General features: G+C 67.2%; 17 protein-coding genes and 1 pseudogene. 15 read left to right on the forward strand and 3 right to left on the reverse strand.

What is annotated here, in order from left to right; genetic code table 11:
- Positions 1-45 precede the first annotated feature (45 nt).
- The 3 genes and pseudogenes from VUN84_05770 to VUN84_05780 all read right to left on the reverse strand — a co-directional run bounded on the left by VUN84_05770 (position 46) and on the right by VUN84_05780 (position 1,686).
- A pseudogene (locus VUN84_05770) lies at positions 46-195 on the reverse strand (helix-turn-helix domain-containing protein).
- 128 nt (positions 196-323) lie between these two features.
- Positions 324-713, reverse strand: coding sequence for a hypothetical protein (locus VUN84_05775; protein XAS65169.1), 390 nt, complete (start codon positions 711-713; stop codon positions 324-326).
- A gap of 175 nt (positions 714-888) precedes the next feature.
- A complete protein-coding gene (locus VUN84_05780; GenBank protein ID XAS65170.1) occupies positions 889-1,686 on the reverse strand; it encodes a DUF937 domain-containing protein in 798 nt (265 codons plus the stop codon).
- Positions 1,687-1,923: 237 nt separating this feature from the next.
- Between VUN84_05780 and VUN84_05785 the strand changes: the two genes are divergently transcribed.
- From VUN84_05785 to VUN84_05855, 15 genes are all read left to right on the forward strand, one after another.
- A complete protein-coding gene (locus VUN84_05785) occupies positions 1,924-2,952 on the forward strand; it encodes a bifunctional riboflavin kinase/FAD synthetase (protein ID XAS65171.1) in 1,029 nt (342 codons plus the stop codon).
- Positions 2,953-3,051: 99 nt separating this feature from the next.
- The gene (gene kynA, locus VUN84_05790; protein ID XAS65172.1) at positions 3,052-3,906 is read left to right on the forward strand and encodes a tryptophan 2,3-dioxygenase; all 855 of its coding nucleotides are present in this window, start codon (positions 3,052-3,054) and stop codon (positions 3,904-3,906) included.
- Complete coding sequence (gene kynU / locus VUN84_05795) at positions 3,903-5,180, forward strand: kynureninase (protein XAS65173.1); 1,278 nt, start codon at positions 3,903-3,905, stop codon at positions 5,178-5,180. The genes kynA and kynU overlap by 4 nt, the downstream gene beginning before the upstream one ends.
- A gap of 187 nt (positions 5,181-5,367) precedes the next feature.
- The gene (gene rpsO, locus VUN84_05800; protein XAS65174.1) at positions 5,368-5,637 is read left to right on the forward strand and encodes a 30S ribosomal protein S15; all 270 of its coding nucleotides are present in this window, start codon (positions 5,368-5,370) and stop codon (positions 5,635-5,637) included.
- Positions 5,638-5,884: 247 nt separating this feature from the next.
- The gene (locus VUN84_05805; protein XAS65175.1) at positions 5,885-8,131 is read left to right on the forward strand and encodes a polyribonucleotide nucleotidyltransferase; all 2,247 of its coding nucleotides are present in this window, start codon (positions 5,885-5,887) and stop codon (positions 8,129-8,131) included.
- A 109-nt stretch (positions 8,132-8,240) separates the two neighbouring features.
- On the forward strand, positions 8,241-9,584 hold the full coding sequence (locus VUN84_05810; protein XAS65176.1) for a pitrilysin family protein: 1,344 nt from the start codon (positions 8,241-8,243) through the stop codon (positions 9,582-9,584).
- Positions 9,585-9,710: 126 nt separating this feature from the next.
- Positions 9,711-10,196, forward strand: coding sequence for a DUF1579 domain-containing protein (locus tag VUN84_05815; protein ID XAS65177.1), 486 nt, complete (start codon positions 9,711-9,713; stop codon positions 10,194-10,196).
- A gap of 226 nt (positions 10,197-10,422) precedes the next feature.
- Entirely contained in the window at positions 10,423-11,619 is a 1,197-nt protein-coding gene (locus VUN84_05820) for a substrate-binding domain-containing protein (GenBank protein XAS65178.1), read from the forward strand.
- A 44-nt stretch (positions 11,620-11,663) separates the two neighbouring features.
- Positions 11,664-12,428 carry an ABC transporter ATP-binding protein gene (locus tag VUN84_05825; protein XAS65179.1) on the forward strand — a complete coding sequence of 255 codons (765 nt, stop codon included), beginning with the start codon at positions 11,664-11,666 and terminating at the stop codon, positions 12,426-12,428.
- Positions 12,425-13,219 (forward strand): ABC transporter ATP-binding protein, encoded by a 795-nt coding sequence (locus VUN84_05830; protein XAS65180.1) that lies wholly within the window; start codon positions 12,425-12,427, stop codon positions 13,217-13,219. Before VUN84_05825 ends, VUN84_05830 begins: the two co-directional genes overlap by 4 nt.
- Positions 13,216-14,091, forward strand: coding sequence for a branched-chain amino acid ABC transporter permease (locus VUN84_05835; GenBank protein ID XAS65181.1), 876 nt, complete (start codon positions 13,216-13,218; stop codon positions 14,089-14,091). The genes VUN84_05830 and VUN84_05835 overlap by 4 nt, the downstream gene beginning before the upstream one ends.
- Positions 14,088-15,350: a branched-chain amino acid ABC transporter permease gene (locus tag VUN84_05840; GenBank protein XAS65182.1), complete on the forward strand. Its 1,263-nt coding sequence runs from the start codon at positions 14,088-14,090 to the stop codon at positions 15,348-15,350. The genes VUN84_05835 and VUN84_05840 overlap by 4 nt, the downstream gene beginning before the upstream one ends.
- Positions 15,347-16,981, forward strand: coding sequence for an AMP-binding protein (locus VUN84_05845; GenBank protein ID XAS65183.1), 1,635 nt, complete (start codon positions 15,347-15,349; stop codon positions 16,979-16,981). Before VUN84_05840 ends, VUN84_05845 begins: the two co-directional genes overlap by 4 nt.
- Positions 16,978-17,661 (forward strand): TetR/AcrR family transcriptional regulator, encoded by a 684-nt coding sequence (locus VUN84_05850; protein XAS65184.1) that lies wholly within the window; start codon positions 16,978-16,980, stop codon positions 17,659-17,661. The genes VUN84_05845 and VUN84_05850 overlap by 4 nt, the downstream gene beginning before the upstream one ends.
- On the forward strand, positions 17,658-18,563 hold the full coding sequence (locus tag VUN84_05855) for an alpha/beta hydrolase (protein XAS65185.1): 906 nt from the start codon (positions 17,658-17,660) through the stop codon (positions 18,561-18,563). The genes VUN84_05850 and VUN84_05855 overlap by 4 nt, the downstream gene beginning before the upstream one ends.
- Positions 18,564-18,567 lie beyond the last annotated feature (4 nt).

Consider the following 18,567-nt stretch of genomic DNA (forward strand, 5'->3'; position numbering starts at 1 on the left):
CTCGCCGGGCGCAGTTGGCGGCGCCAACTGTACTCCCCAGGGAGGTGCGGGGAAGCGGGTCGCCCACCGTTTCGCCGTCGGCCAGGAGCAATTGAACTGTTTGGCAGCCCGGGACACCGGTCAGCCCTGATCAGCGACAAGACGCGCGACGCGCAAACGCTGGCGTGGAGTCAGCGCGGCATTAGCGCGGGACATTGAGGACCTCCTGGTCACTGCAGCGGTTGTCTAAGCAACTCCACTGTGCAGCCGGAGGTCCTCACCCATCAGTCAATGACTCCAGCGGGTCATCACATGAGGCGAACCAACGTCCCAGGGCAGTACAGCTAGCGCAATGGCTCACCCTTGAGGTCAACGCGGAAATGCTCGATCACCCTGTTGGTAGCTGTGTCGATGATGACCACCGAGTCCGCCGGCCAGGACGGATCGGGAACGACTGAATAGGGAACATCCGTGATGAGGGTGGGTCTCCCGGCGCCGTTGATCGTCCGGCTGAAGGCATCGACCACGAGGTTGGTCCTGGTATTGATGGCAACAGTTTCCTGGGGGAGTCCCGCATTGCCGCCGCTGGCCGGTGTGGCGTTCCACCAGCCCTCGTAGCCGCCCACCGCCGGTTCCCCGGGCGCCGACCGGGACAGCTGCGGTGTACGGGCGTCTCCAGCAGCTTCGGCCGCGCCGCCGCAGGCGCTCAACGAAACTCCCGCCGCGAGCATCACACAAACAGCGGCAAGCTGTGGCGCTCTGGCCGTTAAACCCACAATTACGTCCCCCACCATTGTCCCCGTCCGGCGGTGTCCGGCGCGGATGGGATGACCCTACCAGTCTCGTCACCCGGAGCCGGCGCCGGGGATGAACGGTGGCCTGCCTGGCAACTCCGGGCAGGTCCGCGGCCTACTTTTTCCCGAACAGGCCGCCCAGGATCCCGCCGATCCCGCCGTCGTCATTTTTGCGCTCCACCGGCTGGCTCTCCGGAAGGTCGACGTCGATCACCTCACCGGGGCGTGGGGCGCCGCCGGTGGGCTGGTCCTGCGGATAGGTCTGCGGCTCCAGCGAAGAGTCCCGTCCCGCATCAGGAACCGCATCGGGCACGGCTGCCGGCGACGACGGCTGGCCGCCGCCGAGCAGCCCGCCCAGCAGATCGCCAAGCCCGCCCATCCCGGCAGCGCCGCCGGCGCCGCCGCCGCCGGCGCCGCCCAGGATCCCGCCCAAAATCCCACCGAGGTCAATGCCACCGGCCTGGCCGGACCCACCTGCGCCGCCAGCGCCGGACGACTGTCCGCGGCCGCCGAGGACCTTCTTCGCCAGGTAGGACATCACGATCGGGGCAAGGATCGGCAGCAGTTTCTTGATCATGTCCCCGCCCACGCCGCCGAGTTGGGAGGCCCCGGCCAGCCGGCTAACCACTTGGTCCTGCTGACCGCCGAAGACATGGCTCACGATCTTTTCACCGTCCGCGGTATCCACCTGCGACACATCGACTCCGCCCTCGATCAGCCCGTTCTGGTGCTGGCTGAGCGCGGACTCCAGTGATGAGGCGCCGTCGGAGGCTTGGGCATTGCTGTGCATGCCTGCCAGCAGCGTGGGCACGGCGGCCTCCACTGCGGCCTGCGCGGTCTGCCGGTCCGTACCGAGCATGCCGGCGATCTGGTCCACCGGGATCTGGCTCAGGATGTCTTGGAGCTCGGTCATGGGTACTCCTTCAACCGCACCGCGGTGCGGGCCTCATAGAAAACGGCGCCCGCTCAGACGCCGCCGGACTGTTTGCCCTTGCATCGTAGTCCGGCCCTCCCGCACGGGGAAGGACGTTGCCCCGGTGCCCGGCAGTGCCGTCGGAATGCTGCCGGGTTTGCGGGTAATCTAGGAGAGTTCCGGAGCCTGCAGATCCACTCCGGAGGCGCACATGGCAGGAAGCAAAAGGCGAGGTTGATGGTCCACATCTGGAACGATCCGTCCGAAGTCCCGGCGGACTTCGGACCATCCGTCGTTACGTTCGGCAACTTCGACGGTGTGCACCGCGGGCATCAACAGGTGCTCTCACAACTCATCCGGGTTGCCCGCCTCAACCACGCCCGGGCGGTCGCCATCACGTTCGACCCCCACCCGGCGCAGGTGCACCGGCCCGAATCCGCTCCGGAACTGATCATGGGGCTGGAAGACAAACTGGCCGCGATCGGCGAGCTTGGCCTCGACGCCGTTCTCGTCATGAAATACTCCCTGGAGCTGGCCAGCCTCACCCCCGAAGAGTTCGTGTCCACCGTCCTCGTTGACGGTCTTAACGCGAGCCACGTGGTGATCGGCCACGACGCCCGCTTCGGCCGGAACAACTCCGGAGACCTCGAAACCATGCAGGAACTCGGCCGTAAGCTCGGCTTCGAGGTGCTGGTCATCAGCGAATTCGGTTCAGAGGGCTTTCCGCTGCACCCCGAAGAACAGTCCGGTGGCGCAGCCGCCGGTGGCGCCCGGGACGCCGACGGCGGGGCAAACCGCCGTTGCTCCTCGACCTGGGTGCGGGAGGAACTGCGGGCCGGCGACGTCGCCACCGCGGCCGCCGTCCTGGGAAGACCGCACCGGATGCGCGGTGAAGTGGTCCACGGTGCCGCCCGCGGGCGCGACCTTGGTTTCCCCACCGCCAACCTGGCCGCCAATGCCAGCGGCTACATTCCCGCGGACGGCATCTACGCCGGCTGGCTCGTGGACCAGGCCGGCACCCGCTGGCCCGCCGCCATCTCCGTCGGTTCCAACCCCACGTTCGACGGCGTCAGCCGGCAGGTCGAGGCCCATGTGATTGACCGGCCAAAAGAAGCCGTCGAGGACTTCGATCTGTACGGCCAGACAGTGGTCGTGGAATTCGTCGCCCGGCTGCGGGGGATGGTGGCGTACCGTGGCCCTGAGGCATTGGTGGACCAGATGCGGCTGGACGTCGTCCAGGCCCACGACATTCTGTTCGCGCGCTAGCGCGCTGAGCTGTCCGCACCCGGCCGCAGCGCTGGGCGTCCCGCCGGTTCGCCGGCAGGCCCGGTGATGGACGGCTAATTGGCCCAGGAAGGCAAAGACGTGACAATTGAGAAAAATACGCGGGAGCTGGACAAGGACATAGTCCGGGACTTCAGCTCCCGGATGAGCTATGCGTCCTACCTGCAACTGCCGACGCTCCTGAGCGCCCAGCAGCCGGTCAGCGCGCCGGAGCACCATGACGAGATGCTGTTCATCATCCAGCACCAGACCACGGAACTCTGGCTCAAGCTGGTGCTGCACGAACTCCGCAGCGCCGCTGCCTGGCTCCGCTCCGACGACCTCGGATCGGCGCTGAAGGCGATCGCCCGGGTTAAACACATCCAGAAGACCCTCACGGAGCAATGGTCCGTCCTGGCCACCCTCACCCCCACCGAGTACTCGCAGTTCCGCGGGTTCCTGGGCAACTCCTCCGGCTTCCAGTCCAGCCAGTACCGCGCGGTGGAGTTCCTGCTGGGCAACAAGAACCGCAAGATGCTGCCGGTGTTCGAGTCCGACGCCGAGGCCCATGGGATGCTGCTGGAAATCCTTGAATCCCCGAGCATTTATGACGACTTCCTTGCCTACTTGAAGCGGCAGGGCTTCGACGTCCCGGCGTCACTGTTGGAGCGGGACGTCACCCAGGCCCACGAGTTCTGCCCGGAACTGGTCCCGGTGTTCAAATACATCTACGAAAACGCCGCGGACAACTGGGGCGCCTACGAGGCCTGCGAGGAGCTCGTGGACCTGGAGGACAACTTCCAGCTGTGGCGGTTCCGGCACCTGCGCACTGTACAGCGCACCATCGGCATGAAGTCCGGCACCGGGGGATCCAGCGGAGCCGCCTTCCTGCAAAAAGCCCTCGAACTGACCTTCTTCCCCGAGCTCTTCGCCGTCCGGACGGAAATCGGCCAATGAGCGCCCTGCAGCCGGAAACAGCAGCCGCCGTTCCGCAGGACAGTGCCCTGCTCGAACGCGCCCGGGAACTCGACGCCGCCGATCCGCTCGCCGCCTTCCGCGCCCACTTCGTCGGCACCGGCACGGACCTGTCCTATCTGGACGGCAACTCCCTGGGCCGGCCGCTCAAGCGCACCGTCACGGACATCAGCAGCTTCATCCAGGACAGCTGGGGTGGCAGGTTGATCCGCGGCTGGGACGAGGAATGGCTGGATTTGCCGCAATCCATCGGCGACCAGCTGGGCAGGGCCGTTCTCGGCGCCGCTGCCGGGCAGACCATCATCGCGGACTCCACCACTGTGGTGCTCTACAAAATGATTCGGGCCGCCCTCGCCGCCGTCACGGACCCGGCGCGCACCGAAATCGTGCTGGACACCGAGAATTTCCCCACCGACCGTTACCTTGTCGAGGGCATCGCGCGCGAAGAAGGACTGACGCTGCGGTGGATCGACGCAGATCCCGCCTCCGGCGTCACCGTGGACCAGGTGCGGGCCGCCGCCGGCCCGGCCACCGCCGTCGTGGTCCTGAGCCAGATCGCCTACCGCTCCGGATATCTCGCCGACCTGCCGGCCATCACCGCTGCCGTGCACGACGCCGGCGCGCTGGTCGTGTGGGACCTGTGCCACTCCGCCGGGTCGGTGGAGATTGCCCTGGACGCCGCCGACGTCGACTTCGCCGCCGGCTGCACCTACAAATACCTCAACGGGGGACCGGGCTCGCCGGCGTTCGCCTATGTTAACGCCCGGCACCTGCCCGGCCTGCAGCAGCCGATCTGGGGCTGGATGGGCCGGAAGGACGTCTTCGAGATGGGGCCCGGCTACGAGGCTGCCGCCGGGATCCGCGGTTTCCTCAGCGGCACTCCGGCAGTTTTCGGGATGCTCGCCATGCGCGGCACCCTGGACCTGCTCGAGGAAGTCGGCATGCCCGCGGTCCGGGACAAGTCACGGCTGCTGACCGCCTTCGCCGTCGAACTCCACGAGGCCTGGCTCGCCCCGGCAGGGGTCGAACTCTCAACCCCGCGGGAACCGGAACGGCGCGGCAGCCACATCACCGTGGACCACCCGGCGTTCCGGGAAATGACAGCCGCGCTCTGGGACCAGGACGTCATCCCGGATTTCCGGGCGCCGCAGGGCCTCCGGATCGGGCTGTCCCCGCTGAGCACCTCCTTCACCGAGGTGTACCGGGGCATGGCCGCCATCCGGGAACGGCTGCAGCCGGGCGGAGCCGGGAAGTAGCAGGACCGGCCGTTTCGACAAGATTGGCGGCGTGCCGGTAAACTAGGCGTTGGATCCGGCTGCAGTCCGTGGCGGCTGGCTCTTGTTGTGTACAGGACATCCTCTCCTCGGAGGCGAACCACTTGGCGCAACACCCCCGGCAGTGAGTTACTGTTTCGGGCCTCACGGCACATCTCTAGGAGTTATCGTGGCACTTGAAGCCGCTGTAAAGCAGTCCATCATTCAGGATTTCGCAACGTCCGAGGGCGACACCGGTTCGCCGGAGGTCCAGGTTGCAGTCCTGACTCAGCGGATCAAGGATCTCACTGAGCACATGAAGGTGCACAAGCACGATTACCACACCCAGCGCGGTCTGCTGGCCATGGTTGGTCGTCGCAAGCGCATGCTGACCTACCTCAAGAACACTGACATCACCCGCTACCGTGCGCTCATCGAGCGTCTCGGCCTGCGCCGCTAGTCAGCTCTAAGGGGCGGCCCCTTCCGGATCGGAAAGGGCCGCCTTCTTCACCAATAACTCAACAGGAGGATCAACCGCATCGCGCATTCGCGGTCTTCGGTAGTGACTTCCGGGAACGGCTTCAAGGATTGAAGCCCAGGCCCGTGGGTCTCGATCGATGACCGGGTGCAGTGCAGGCCAGCAGACAGACGCTGGACTGGGTTGATGCGGCTGGGCTCCGTGAACCATGAAACGGAGGTGACTCTCTATGGAGGGTCCCGAAATCCAGTTCTCAGAAGCAGTCATTGACAATGGCCGCTTCGGCAAGCGTGTAATCCGCTTTGAAACCGGCCGCCTTGCCAAGCAGGCAGCCGGCGCAGCGATGGTCTACCTCGACGAAGAGACCGCCCTGCTGTCCGCCACCACCGCCGGAAAGCACCCGCGTGAAGGATTCGACTTCTTCCCGCTCACTGTCGACGTCGAAGAGCGCATGTACGCCGCCGGCCGGATCCCGGGCTCGTTCTTCCGCCGCGAGGGCCGCCCGTCCACGGAAGCAATCCTTGCCTGCCGCCTGATGGACCGCCCGCTGCGTCCGACCTTCGTCAAGGGCCTGCGCAACGAGGTCCAGATTGTCGTCACCGTGCTGTCCATCAACCCGGATGAGCTCTACGACGTCGTAGCGATCAACGCTTCCTCGATGTCCACCCAGCTCTCCGGCCTGCCGTTCTCCGGCCCGATCGGCGGCGTCCGCGTTGCCCTGATCGCCGACGAGCACGGTTCGCAGTGGGTCGCGTTCCCGAAGCACTCCCAGCTGGAGAACGCTGTCTTCAACATGGTCGTTGCCGGCCGCGTCAAGGATGACGACGTCGCCATCATGATGGTCGAAGCCGAAGCCACCGACAACTCCTGGAACCTCATCAAGGAACAGGGCGCCACCGCCCCGACCGAAGAAGTTGTCTCGGAAGGACTCGAGGCGGCCAAGCCGTTCATCAAGGCCCTCTGCGACGCACAGTCGGACCTGGCAGCACGCGCCGCCAAGCCCACCGTTGAGTTCCCGGTTTTCCTGGACTACCAGGACGACGTCTACGCTGCTGTTCAGTCCGCTGCCGCCGCGAAGCTGACCGCTGTCTTCCAGATCGCCGACAAGCAGGAACGCGACACCGCGTCCGATGCGCTCAAGGACGAGGTCACCTCTTCCCTGGCAGGCCAGTTCGAGGGACGCGAGAAGGAGCTGTCCGCAGCGTTCCGTTCCGTCACCAAGCAGGTTGTGCGCCAGCGCATCCTCACGGACCAGATCCGCATCGACGGCCGCGGCCTGACGGACATCCGCCAGCTCACCGCCGAGGTGGAAGTTCTGCCCCGCGTCCACGGCTCTGCCATCTTCGAACGCGGCGAGACCCAGATCATGGGTGTCACCACGCTGAACATGCTCAAGATGGAACAGCAGATTGACTCGCTGTCTCCCGTGACGCGCAAGCGCTACATGCACAACTACAACTTCCCGCCGTACTCCACCGGCGAGACCGGCCGCGTCGGGTCCCCGAAGCGCCGCGAAATCGGCCACGGTGCTCTCGCAGAGCGCGCCATCATGCCGGTGCTGCCGTCCCGCGAGGAGTTCCCGTACGCCATCCGCCAGGTCTCTGAGGCTCTCAGCTCCAACGGTTCGACGTCGATGGGTTCGGTCTGCGCGTCCACGTTGTCCCTCCTCAATGCAGGTGTGCCGCTGAAGGCCGCCGTCGCCGGTATCGCCATGGGCCTGGTCTCCGACCAGGTTGACGGCCAGACCCGCTACGCCGCCCTGACCGATATCCTCGGCGCCGAAGATGCTTTCGGTGACATGGACTTCAAGGTCGCCGGTACTGCTGAGTTCGTCACGGCCATCCAGCTGGACACGAAGCTTGATGGCATCCCGGCCTCGGTCCTGGCAGCCGCCCTGAAGCAGGCCCGCGAAGCGCGCCTGCATATCCTGGACGTCCTGAACTCCGCAATCGACACCCCGGACGAGCTCTCCGAGTTCGCGCCGCGTGTCATCGCGGTCAAGATCCCGGTTGACAAGATCGGCGAGGTCATCGGCCCGAAGGGCAAGATGATCAACCAGATCCAGGAAGACACCGGCGCCGACATCTCGATCGAGGACGACGGAACGGTCTACATTGGCGCCACGAACGGCCCGTCTGCCGACGCAGCACGGTCCGCCATCAACGCCATCGCCAACCCGCAGATCCCGGAAATCGGCGAGCGCTACCTGGGTACGGTCGTCAAGACCACCACCTTCGGTGCCTTCGTGTCCCTGACTCCGGGCAAGGACGGTCTGCTGCACATCTCCGAGCTGCGCAAGATCGCCGGCGGCAAGCGCGTGGACAACGTCGATGACGTCGTCTCCGTCGGCCAGAAGATCCAGGTGGAAATCACCAAGATCGACGACCGCGGCAAGCTCTCCCTCTCGCCCGTGGTGGCTGACGAGGCAGGCTCCGAAAGCGCCGACGCTGAGGTCTCCCTGGAGTCCGCAGAGTAGTCTTTCCAAACACAGCAGCAGGGCCGGTGGATTCATCCTCCGGCCCTGCTGCCGTTAAAGGCAGGTAGGATTGCAGGCAGATTTGGCATGGAACAATTGAAAGGCTTTGATGACTGTCGTCCCCCTGCCGCTTGAGCAGAACCAGCACGCTGATACCCTGATCCACGGCGCCGACGGCGGTTCCGAGGTGCGCCGGTCGGTCCTGCCCGGCGGCGTCCGCGTGCTGACCGAGGCCATGCCGGGGCAGCGCTCGGCCACCATCGGCTTCTGGGTCGGTGTCGGCTCCCGCGACGAGGCACCCGGGCAGCACGGGTCCACCCACTTCCTGGAACATCTCCTGTTCAAAGGCACCAAGCGGCGCACCGCCCTGGAGATCGCCTCGGCCTTCGACGAAGTCGGCGGGGAATCCAACGCCGCCACGGCCAAGGAAAGCACCTGCTACTTCGCCCGCGTCCTGGATACGGACCTGCCGATGGCCATCGACGTCATCGCGGACATGATCACGGGCGCCGTGCTGGACCCGCAGGAAATGGAGCAGGAACGCGACGTCATCCTCGAGGAGATCGCGATGGACAGCGATGACCCCACCGACGTTGCCCACGAACACTTCGTCGCCGCCGTGCTGGGCACCCACCCGCTCGGCCGTCCGATCGGCGGCACCCCGGACGCCATCCGCGCCGTCGCCCGCGACTCCGTCTGGGACCACTACCGCCGCTACTACCGCCCGGACGAGCTCGTCATCACCGCCGCCGGCGGACTGGACCACGACGTCGTCTGCGGACTCGTCGTCGATGCCCTGCATTCCGCCGGTTGGAGCCTCGAGCCCGAGGCCGCGCCGGTGCAGCGCCGCTCCACCGACCGTGCGGCTATCACCGGCACCGCAGGACTGCAGGTGGTCAAGCGGCCGGTGGAACAGGCCAACATCATCATGGGCTGCCCCACCATCGTCGCTACCGACGACCGCCGCTTCGTCATGAGCGTGCTCAATGCAGTGTTGGGCGGCGGCATGTCCTCCCGGCTGTTCCAGGAGGTCCGGGAGAAGCGCGGCCTCGTCTATTCGACCTACTCTTTCGCTTCTTCCTACGCCGACGCCGGTTACTTCGGCATGTACGCCGGCTGCACGCCGTCGAAAGTCCGGCAGGTGCTGGACCTCCTCGGCGCCGAACTGGACAACCTCGCCGGTGGCGGCATTTCCGAGGAGGAACTGCGCAAAGCCGTCGGGCAGTTGTGCGGCGGCATTGTGCTGGCCCTGGAGGACACCGGGTCGCGGATGTCCCGCCTGGGCCGGGCCGAACTGGTGTCCGGTGAATACCAGGACATCGACGAAACCCTGCGTCAGATCAAGGCTGTCACCGCCGCCGAAGTCCAGACGCTGGCCCGCGAACTCGCGGCCGCCCCGCGGACCGTCACGGTGGTCGGCCCCTTTGAGGAAACCGAGACGTTCGGGCTCTGACCGGCTCCCGCCGGGCGCCAGCGGTTTACCAACCGTCCGTCCCGCCGCCGTCCCGCTGCCTTTACATTCCGCCCGGCCCGGCGGAATGATTAGGGCAGGGGCACGGGAGCCTACTCGGAAGGACGCATGGAGCGGGAACTGCCAGGCAGCGCACCCGAGGCGCTTGAGGCGTTCCTCGGGCAGTGGAGCGGAACCACCCAGTGGGAAGCCACGGCGTGGGGGCCGGCCAGGACCGCTGCGGCCGGGGTCGTGTTTGCCCGCGCCGCCGCCGGCCTCGCTGTGACCATGAGCTACCGCCACACCGAGTCCGATGGTTCCCGGACCGACGGTATCGGCGTCTTTACGATGGACCCGGGCCGCCCCGACACCCTGTGGTACCACGTCAACAGCATGGGACTGCCGCCGGAGGCGCCTGCCAGGGCAAGCTGGCAGGGCGGAACCCTGACCATTGAACGGCGCAGCGACCGCGGCACCGCCCGCCACACCCTGACCGTAACCGACGGTCTGTTTACGCACGCTGCAGGCTTACGGCTGGGCCATGCCAGCGGATTCATTCCTTTCATGACCACCCTGTGCCGCCGGGTCGCGAACCCGGCGCCTGGTCCTGCCTGACCGCAGCCCCGGGCCACCTCCTTGACGGCAGTTTTCCTGCCCTGCGTGGTGCGCTGCTGCGCTTTTGCGCACCAACCGTGATCCATCGGCCGTGAGCCAGCACGCGACCCTTCAAACCGTTGACACGTGGCGACGTGCGCCCTAGATTTACTGTAATCTGAATCACCTTTCAGGTTCTACTCAGATCTCCTGTCGGATTTCGTGGATTCTCACCGAAAGGCATCCCGTGAAGGATACAAAGAAGTTCCTGATGGCCGCCGTCATGGCCACCGGACTGGCCCTCAGCGCCTGCGCGCCCACCGCCGGCAGTGCGGCGCCGGCGGAATCGGGCGGCACCAAGGCTGCCGAGCCGGTCAACGTCGGCATCATCTATTCCAAAACCGGACCCCTCGCGGCCTACGGCGCCACATACTATGAGGGACTGCAGGCCGGCATCGACTACGCCACCGGCGGCACCGGGGAAATCAACGGCGCCAAGATCAACCTCACGTACGCCGACGACGGCGGCGACCCGGATAAGGCTGTCACAGCCGCCAAGGACCTGATCGGCAAGGGCTACAAGATCATTGGCGGCACGGTCGTCTCAGGCATTGCGCTCAAGCTGTCCGAGCAGGCGGCACAAAACAAGGTGCTCTACATCTCCGGGCCGGCCGCCACCGACGCCATCCAGGGCATCAACAAGTACACCTTCCGCTCGGGCCGCCAGAGCCTGCAGGACGTGGCAACTGCCGGTACCTTCATCGACACCAAAGGCAAGAAGGTCGTCGTCTTCGCACAGGACAACGCGTTCGGCCAGGGCAACGTGGCGGCCGTCAAGGCCGTGCTCGGAGCCAAGGGCGCCACGGTCGAGGCCGTCCTGGTCCCGGACGGCCAGGAACTCACCCCCTTCGCCCGGCAACTCATCGATGCGAAGCCGGACATGGTCTTCGTCGCCTGGGCCGGGGCAACATCCGGCACCATGTGGCAGACCCTCAGCCAGCAGGGCGCCTTCGACGCCGCGCCGATCGTCACCGGTCTCGGCGATGCCGCCACCTTCAGCGCCTACGGCGAAGCCACCGCCAAAATCAGTTTCCTGAACCATTACTTCCCGGGAGCCGCCGGCACCGAGGTGGAGAAGAAGATGATCGCCGCGGTCGAGAAGGCGGGCGGGAAGGCTGACCTTTTCACCCCCGACGGCTTTGTTGCCGGCCAGATGATTGCCCGGGCCATCAAGGAGGGCGGCTCGGACGCCGACGCGATGGTCAAGGCCCTGGAGGGCTACAGCTTCGACGGGCCCAAGGGCAAAGAGACAGTCCGCGCCTCGGACCACGCCCTGGTCCAGGACATGTACCAGGCCAAGCTCGTCCAGACCGGCGGCACGTGGGCGCCGGAGCTCATCAAAGTGGTGCCGGGCGGGACGGTCGCCCCGCCGGAGAAGAAATAACCCGCCCACCGCTTCCGTAGACCGGCCAAAGACGAAGGATCCGAATGAATTCCCCAGCCCTGCCCGCCTTGGCGGTCGACGGCCTCGGTCTGCAGATCGGCGGTGCGCGCATCCTCCAGGATGTGGGCTTCGCCATCGGCGCCGGCGAAATGGTCGGCGTGATCGGCCCCAACGGTGCCGGCAAGACCACGTTGTTCAACCTGATTTCCGGTGTCATGCGGCCCACGGCGGGCAGCATCACGCTGAACGGCAGGGAGATCACGGCCGCGCCCATCCATCGCCGGGCCAAGGCAGGGCTGGGCCGGACCTTCCAGACCTCGAACCTCTTTCCCCGGCTCAGCGTGCTGGAAAACGTCCGGCTCGCCGCCCAGGCCAAAATTGGCGGCAGTTTCAGCCTGCTGCGCTTCCCGTCCGCCTCGGATGACGCCACCCGGATTGCCCGCGGCACCATCGCGGAAGTCGGGCTTACCAGCCAGCTGACGACGGCGGCCGGGGACCTCTCGCACGGCGAAAAGCGCAAGGTGGAGATCGCCGTCCTGCTGGCGACGGACCCCGCCGTCGTGCTCCTGGATGAGCCGATGGCCGGGGTGGCGTCGGGGGACGTCCCGTCCCTCACCGCGATCATCGCGGGACTGCACCGGGACCGTGGCTGCACCGTGATGATGGTGGAGCACCACATGGACGTGGTTCTGGGTCTCGTGGACCGGGTGGCCGTGATGCATCACGGCAGCCTGCTCGCCCTGGACAGCCCCGAGGCCGTGATGTCGGACCCGACAGTACAGAGTGCCTACCTTGGAGAACCCGTATGAGCACCGCCGCGGACAACCGGCCGATCCTCAGAATTGCAGGGCTCAACGCCCACATCTCCGGTCAACAGGTCGTGGAGGACGTCTCCTTCACGGTCCCGGCCACCGGCATCACCGCGCTCCTGGGCCGCAACGGCGTCGGAAAGACCAGCACCATCAAGGCCATCATCGGCTTGATCGACCGCACGGGCGCCATAGAGCTCGACGGCATGCGGATCGACAAGGAACCGACGTTCAGGATCATTCAACGCGGTGTGGGCTACGTCCCCGAGGACCGCGAAGTGTTTTCAAAGCTCACCGTGGCGGAGAACCTCCGTCTCGCCGAACGCGACGCGGCACCCCGGCGCCAGCTCGTTGAAGAACTCTTTCCGGACTTGCTGGCCCGTTCCGCCCAAATGGCGGGAACCCTGTCCGGCGGCCAGCAGCAGATGGTCTCCCTGGCGCGTGCGCTGCTCAACACCAATAAGATCCTGCTGGTCGATGAACCCACCAAGGGCCTGGCCCCAAAAATCGTCGCCGAGGTCGCCGAGACCCTCGCCGAGGCCGCCCGGACCGTCCCCATCCTTCTGGTCGAGCAGAACCTGCACGTCGTCCGCCAGCTCGCCGGCGGCGCAGTGGTCCTCTCCGGCGGCCGGGTGGTCCACACCGGCAGCGCCCTGGCATTCCTCGAGGATGCGGAGCTCACCCAGCGCTTGCTGGGTGTGTCCAGCGACGCCGCTCCAGCCGGACACCCAGCCGGACACCCAGCCGGAGAACCGGCCGGACAAGCCGCCGGGACAGGCGCCGCCCTGTGAGTACCGTCATCCTGCTGCTCTTCACCGGCCTGGGTCTGGGTGCCCTGTACTTCCTCGTGGCCGCCGGCCTGTCGCTGATCTACGGGCTCATGGGCGTCCTGAATTTCGCGCACGGTGCGTTCCTCACCCTCGGCGCCTTTACCGGCTGGGAACTTGCCCGCCGCACCGGTTCGGACAACTGGGGGACATTCCTGCTGTCCCTGCTGGTCGGGGCCGCCGCCGGGGCAGCCTTCGCCGCCTTCACCGAGTTCGTCCTGATCCGGCGGCTGTACCAGCGGCACATCGAGCAGGTGCTCATCACGGTGGGCCTCTCCCTCGCCGCAGTTGCCCTCTTTGACGGCATCTGGGGCACGGATCCGGTGTTCATTCAGGGACCTGCCTGGTTCAAGGACACCACCGAGATCCTGGGCGCCCGCGTCCCCAACGACCGGTTCGTCTGTATCATCGCCGCGGTGCTGGTGCTGCTGGCCCTCGTGTTCTTCCTGAAGAACACCCGGTACGGCATGATCATCCGGGCCGGCGTGGAAAACCGCTCCATGGTGACGGCCCTCGGCATCGACGTCCGGAAAGCCTTCACCCTCGTCTTTACCATCGGCGGTGCCGCCGCTGGGCTGGGCGGGGTCCTGGCCTCGCACTACTTTGGCTACGTCTCCCCGATGTTGGGCGGCTCGCTGCTGATCTTCGCCTTCATCGTCACCGTGATCGGCGGGCTGGGCTCGCTGACCGGAGCGGCCATAGCCGCCGTCGCCGTTGCCGTCCTGCAGCAGTTCGCCAACTTCTACCTGGGCGGCACCGGCGACTTTGTCGTGGTGCTCGCCTTGGCGCTCGTGCTGCTGTTCCGTCCCACCGGCCTGCTCGGGAGAACCTCATGACCACCGATACCGACGCCGCCGGCACCAACAAGGCCGGCACCACCAACGCTGCCGCCCCGGGAGCCGGGAGCGCCACGGAACCCCGCCAGGTGGCCGAAGCCACCCGGTCCGGCGGCCCCCGCCGGACACGGCCGAACCGCCGCAGGATCGCCGGCGCAGCAGCCGCGGCCGCCGGTACGGCCCTTCTGGTGCTCCTGCCGCTGCTCAACCTGTCCTTGCCCGGTGTACTGCCCGGACCGACGTACACGCCAGGATCGCTCCAGCTGCTGGCGATGTCCATGCTCATGGCCGCCGCCGCGTTGACTTACCACCTGCTGCTCGGTGTCGCCGGCCTGTTGTCTTTCGGGCATGCGCTGTACTTCGGCGCCGGAGTCTATGGCCTGGCCATGATCTTGCAGAACCTGGATATCCCGCTGCTGCCCGCGATGGGGCTGACCCTGCTGCTAGTGATTGTGCTGGCCCATGTAGTGGGGAGCATCAGCCTGCGGGTCAGCGGAATCCCGTTCGCCATGGTCACGCTGGCGTTCGCGCAGGCCGGATCGGTGATCGTGGGCCGCAACCCGAACGGCACCACCGGCGGCGACGAAGGCCTGACGCTGCGCACCGATAACCTGCCCGACTTTCTCGTGGGCGTGGTCAACACCCGCAACCTCTACTGGCTGGCCCTGGCGGTGCTCGTGGTGGTCTTCGTCGTGGTCACCTGGGTGCAGTCCTCCCGCGCCGGGCACGTCGCCGCCGCCGTCCGCGAGAACGAACTCCGCGTCCGCGTCCTTGGCCTGCAGCCGTACCTGGTGAAGCTGCTGATCTTCGTGGTCTCCGCCGTCCTGGTGAGCATTATCGGCATGGTGTTCCTGTTGCTGCAAAGCGGCGCCGTCCCGCGGGCCATGTCCGCCGACCTCACCATTACCCTGCTCGTCATGGTGGTGCTGGGCGGTGTCGGCTCGCGCTGGGGCGCCGTGATCGGCGGGGTCTTCTACACCATCCTGGACCAGCGCCTCACGACCTTGGCGAACTCCGACGCCATCGCCGCGCTGCCGGACATCCTGCGGGTACCGTTGTCTGAGCCCCTTTTCATCCTGGGAACCCTGTTCATCCTCGTGGTGCTCTTCCTGCCCGGTGGCTTGACGGGCACGGCGCAGCGGCTGGCCCGACGCCGGGACCGGCACAGAGCCCGGCCCGGCAGCCCCGGAGCCGGACCCGCGGGAACGGCAAGCGAAAGGACGGCGATGTCCCGCGAGATCCTGGCGGAATCGGCATGATTCCCGCCGACGGACTGCACACCCTGGGCCGCTGGACTACGGACCGCAGCCTGGCCACCCCGCAACGGATCGCCATCGACGACCGCGGGTGCACGCTCACCTACGGGGAGCTGGAACGCCGGGCGGACCGCCTCGCAACCGGTATGAAAACCGCCGGCTACGTTCCGGGGGACCGGGTTGCGACCCTCACCGGCAACAGCTCGGACCACGTAGTGGTGTTCTTCGCCTGCGCCAAGGCCGGCCTGGTCCTGGTCCCGCTGTCCTGGCGGCTCGCGGCCCAGGAACTCGCTGCGCAGCTTGAGCTCGCGGACCCGCAGCTGCTGCTGGTCGAGGACGAGCTCGACTCGCTCGCCGCGGCGGCGTGCATCCTGCTGGCGCACCGGCCGCGCACCGCGGCGCTCGGTCCCGGCGGCATTGAAAAGTCCGTGCCCCCGCCGTCCCGGACCCTCAGCCAGAGGCGGAGCGAAGCAAGCAGGGAAGTGCGGGACGAAGACCCCCTCCTGATGATTTTCACGTCCGGCACGGAAGGTGCCAGCAAAGCCGCGGTCCTGACCCATGCGAACTGCTTCTGGACCAACCTGTCGCTGTCCCGGACGATGGATCTGGGCAGCACCGACGTCGTCCTGGCCGTGCTGCCGCAGTTCCACGTCGGCGGGTGGAACATCCAGCCCCTGCTGGCCTGGTGGACCGGTGCCACCGTAGTCCTGGAACGCGGCTTCGAACCCGGCCGTGTCCTGCAGCTCATCGCGGAGCGGCGCGTGAGCATGCTCATGGGCGTCCCCACCCAGTACCTGATGCTGGCCGAACACCCCGATTTTGCGTCCGCAGAGCTTGGCAGCCTGCGGCACGCCGTGGTGGGCGGGGCACCCATGCCGGCGCCGCTGCTGCGGATCTGGCACCGCAGGGGAGTGGCGCTGAGCCAGGGCTACGGCCTCACCGAGGCGTCACCCAATGTGCTCTGCCTGCCCAACGAGGACGCCGCCCGGATGGTGGGGTATTCGGGAAAACCGTACCCGCACGTCGCCGTCGCGGTGGCTGATCCCGTGACCGGGGCGGTCCTCGACGGCGCCGCCACCGGCGAACTGCTGGTGGGCGGCCCGGGGGTCTTCGCCGGCTACTTCCGCGACCCGGCCGCGACGGCTGCCGTCCTGGCGGGGGACTGGCTGCGCACCGGTGACCTCGTGGAACGCGACGCCGAGGGGTACATCAAAGTGTTGGACCGGCTCAAGGACATCTTCATTTCCGGTGGCGAGAACGTGGCTCCGGCCGAGGTCGAGGCGGTGCTGCTGGCCCATCCTGCCGTTGCCCAGGCCGCCGTCGTTGGTGTGGAGGATGCGCGCTGGGGCGAAACCGGTGTCGCCTTCGTGGTGGTCCGCCCGGGCCTGGCGACAGACGGACAGGAACTCCTCGACCATTGCGCGGCGCTGCTGGCGCCGTTCAAAGTCCCCGCCCGCATCGAGATGGTCGGCGCCCTGCCCCGGACGGCGCTGAACAAGGTGCTGCGCGCCAGGCTGCGGCAACAGCTTGAGGGCCGCGGAACTGCAGGACGTCCCGACACCCCGGACACGCCCCCCGGAGCCGCGTCCGGGTCTGTGGCCTTCTCGCGTCCCGTGACCGGCGGCGGGCTGTGAGCGCCGTGCCGCGCACTGCGCGGGGCACCCGAACGCGCGCCAAGCTGCTGCAGGCGGCCGAGACGGTCTTCGCGTCGGTCGGGTACCACGAGGCCTCCATCGTCAAGATCACCGAGGAAGCGGGGGTCGGCCTCGGCACTTTTTACCTGTACTTCGAGGGCAAACAGGCCATTTTCGACGAGGTCGTCGAGGACTTGAACCGGCGGGTCCGGCACGCCATGACCGACGCCGCCCGCTCCGCCGGCAACCGGCTTGCGGCCGAACGCGCGGGGTTCCGCGCCTTCTTCAAGTTCACGGCGGAACATCCCGCGCTGTACCGGATTATCCGCCAGGCCGAGTTCGTCTCGCCAGGGGCTCTGCGGCTGCACTACACCCGGATCGTCAACGGCTACATCGAAGGACTTAAAGCCGCGCAACTCAGCGGCGAAGTCCGGGCGATGGATCCCACCGTGGCGGCCTGGGCCCTGATGGGCATCGGTGAGCTGATCGGCATGCGCTGGGTGCTCTGGGACGAGGAGGGCGTCGAACCCTTGCAGGGTGCCCGGCCGGACGTCCCGGAGGACGTCTTTGAGGAAATGATGCAGTTCATCGAACGGGCGCTCGCCCCGGCACCGGCGGACGTTCCTGTGGCCGGCCCCGCTCCAAGCACCATCCAGACCCAGGAAGGGACAGCCCCATGAGCCAGGAAACCAGCAATCCCAGCTACCGAACCACTGACGTTGAGGTCCGTGGCGGAACCCTGCACACCGCCCTCTGGGGACCCGAGGACCCGGCCGCCCCGACCATCCTCGCGGTCCACGGCGTCACAGCCTCGCACATGGCGTGGGCGGTGCTGGCCCACGAGCTGCCGGACATCCGGATCATCGCCCCCGACCTGCGGGGCCGGGGCCGGAGCAACGCGCTGCCTGCGCCCTACGGAATGCCGTCCCACGCCGGGGACCTCGCCGCGGTGCTGGGCGCGCTCAGCACCGGGCCCGTCGTGGTGGTGGGCCACTCCATGGGCGCCTTCGCGTCCCTGGTCCTCGCGAACCTGTTCCCCGAGCGCGTGCGGTCCCTGGTGCTGGTCGACGGCGGATTGCCGCTGCAGGTTCCGGCGGACCTGAGCGACGAACAGATCGTGGCCGCCGTGCTGGGTCCCGCGGCGGAGCGCCTGAACGCCACCTTCGCCAGCCGGGAGGTGTACCGCAGCTTCTGGAAACAGCACCCGGCTTTCAGCGCTGACTGGGGCCCCTTCGTGGAGGACTATGTCGACTACGACCTCACCGGAGAGGAACCGTTGCTCCGGCCGGCCACCCAGTACCGGGCCATGGCCGATGACACTGGGGAACTGCACCGCGGCGCCTCCCTCCTGAGAGCCTTGGACGAACTGGCGGTGGAGACCCTCGTGCTGCGGGCACCGCGCGGGCTGCTCAACGAGCCCGGCGGCCTGTACGCGCCCGGCTACCTGGACGCCTGGGCGGAGAAATTGCCGGCCTTGACCGTCCGGGAAGTTCCGGATGTCAACCATTACACGATCATTATGGGCGCGGCCGGAGCTGCTGCCGTCGCGGACACTGTCCGGGAGGCCCTGGCCGCAGCCTGAGCTC

This window comes from Micrococcaceae bacterium Sec5.8 (genome assembly GCA_039636775.1).
Classification (GTDB): domain Bacteria; phylum Actinomycetota; class Actinomycetes; order Actinomycetales; family Micrococcaceae; genus Arthrobacter.

Excerpts from the sequence above, each read along its gene's own strand:
- VUN84_05780 (XAS65170.1), bottom strand. The coding sequence starts at position 1,686 with ATGACCGAGCTCCAAGACATCCTGAGCCAGATCCCGGTGGACCAGATC.
- VUN84_05785 (XAS65171.1), top strand. The coding sequence starts at position 1,924 with ATGGTCCACATCTGGAACGATCCGTCCGAAGTCCCGGCGGACTTCGGA.
- kynU (XAS65173.1), top strand. The coding sequence starts at position 3,903 with ATGAGCGCCCTGCAGCCGGAAACAGCAGCCGCCGTTCCGCAGGACAGT.
- VUN84_05805 (XAS65175.1), top strand. The coding sequence starts at position 5,885 with ATGGAGGGTCCCGAAATCCAGTTCTCAGAAGCAGTCATTGACAATGGC.
- VUN84_05810 (XAS65176.1), top strand. The coding sequence starts at position 8,241 with ATGACTGTCGTCCCCCTGCCGCTTGAGCAGAACCAGCACGCTGATACC.
- VUN84_05815 (XAS65177.1), top strand. The coding sequence starts at position 9,711 with ATGGAGCGGGAACTGCCAGGCAGCGCACCCGAGGCGCTTGAGGCGTTC.
- VUN84_05825 (XAS65179.1), top strand. The coding sequence starts at position 11,664 with ATGAATTCCCCAGCCCTGCCCGCCTTGGCGGTCGACGGCCTCGGTCTG.
- VUN84_05830 (XAS65180.1), top strand. The coding sequence starts at position 12,425 with ATGAGCACCGCCGCGGACAACCGGCCGATCCTCAGAATTGCAGGGCTC.
- VUN84_05840 (XAS65182.1), top strand. The coding sequence starts at position 14,088 with ATGACCACCGATACCGACGCCGCCGGCACCAACAAGGCCGGCACCACC.
- VUN84_05845 (XAS65183.1), top strand. The coding sequence starts at position 15,347 with ATGATTCCCGCCGACGGACTGCACACCCTGGGCCGCTGGACTACGGAC.
- VUN84_05855 (XAS65185.1), top strand. The coding sequence starts at position 17,658 with ATGAGCCAGGAAACCAGCAATCCCAGCTACCGAACCACTGACGTTGAG.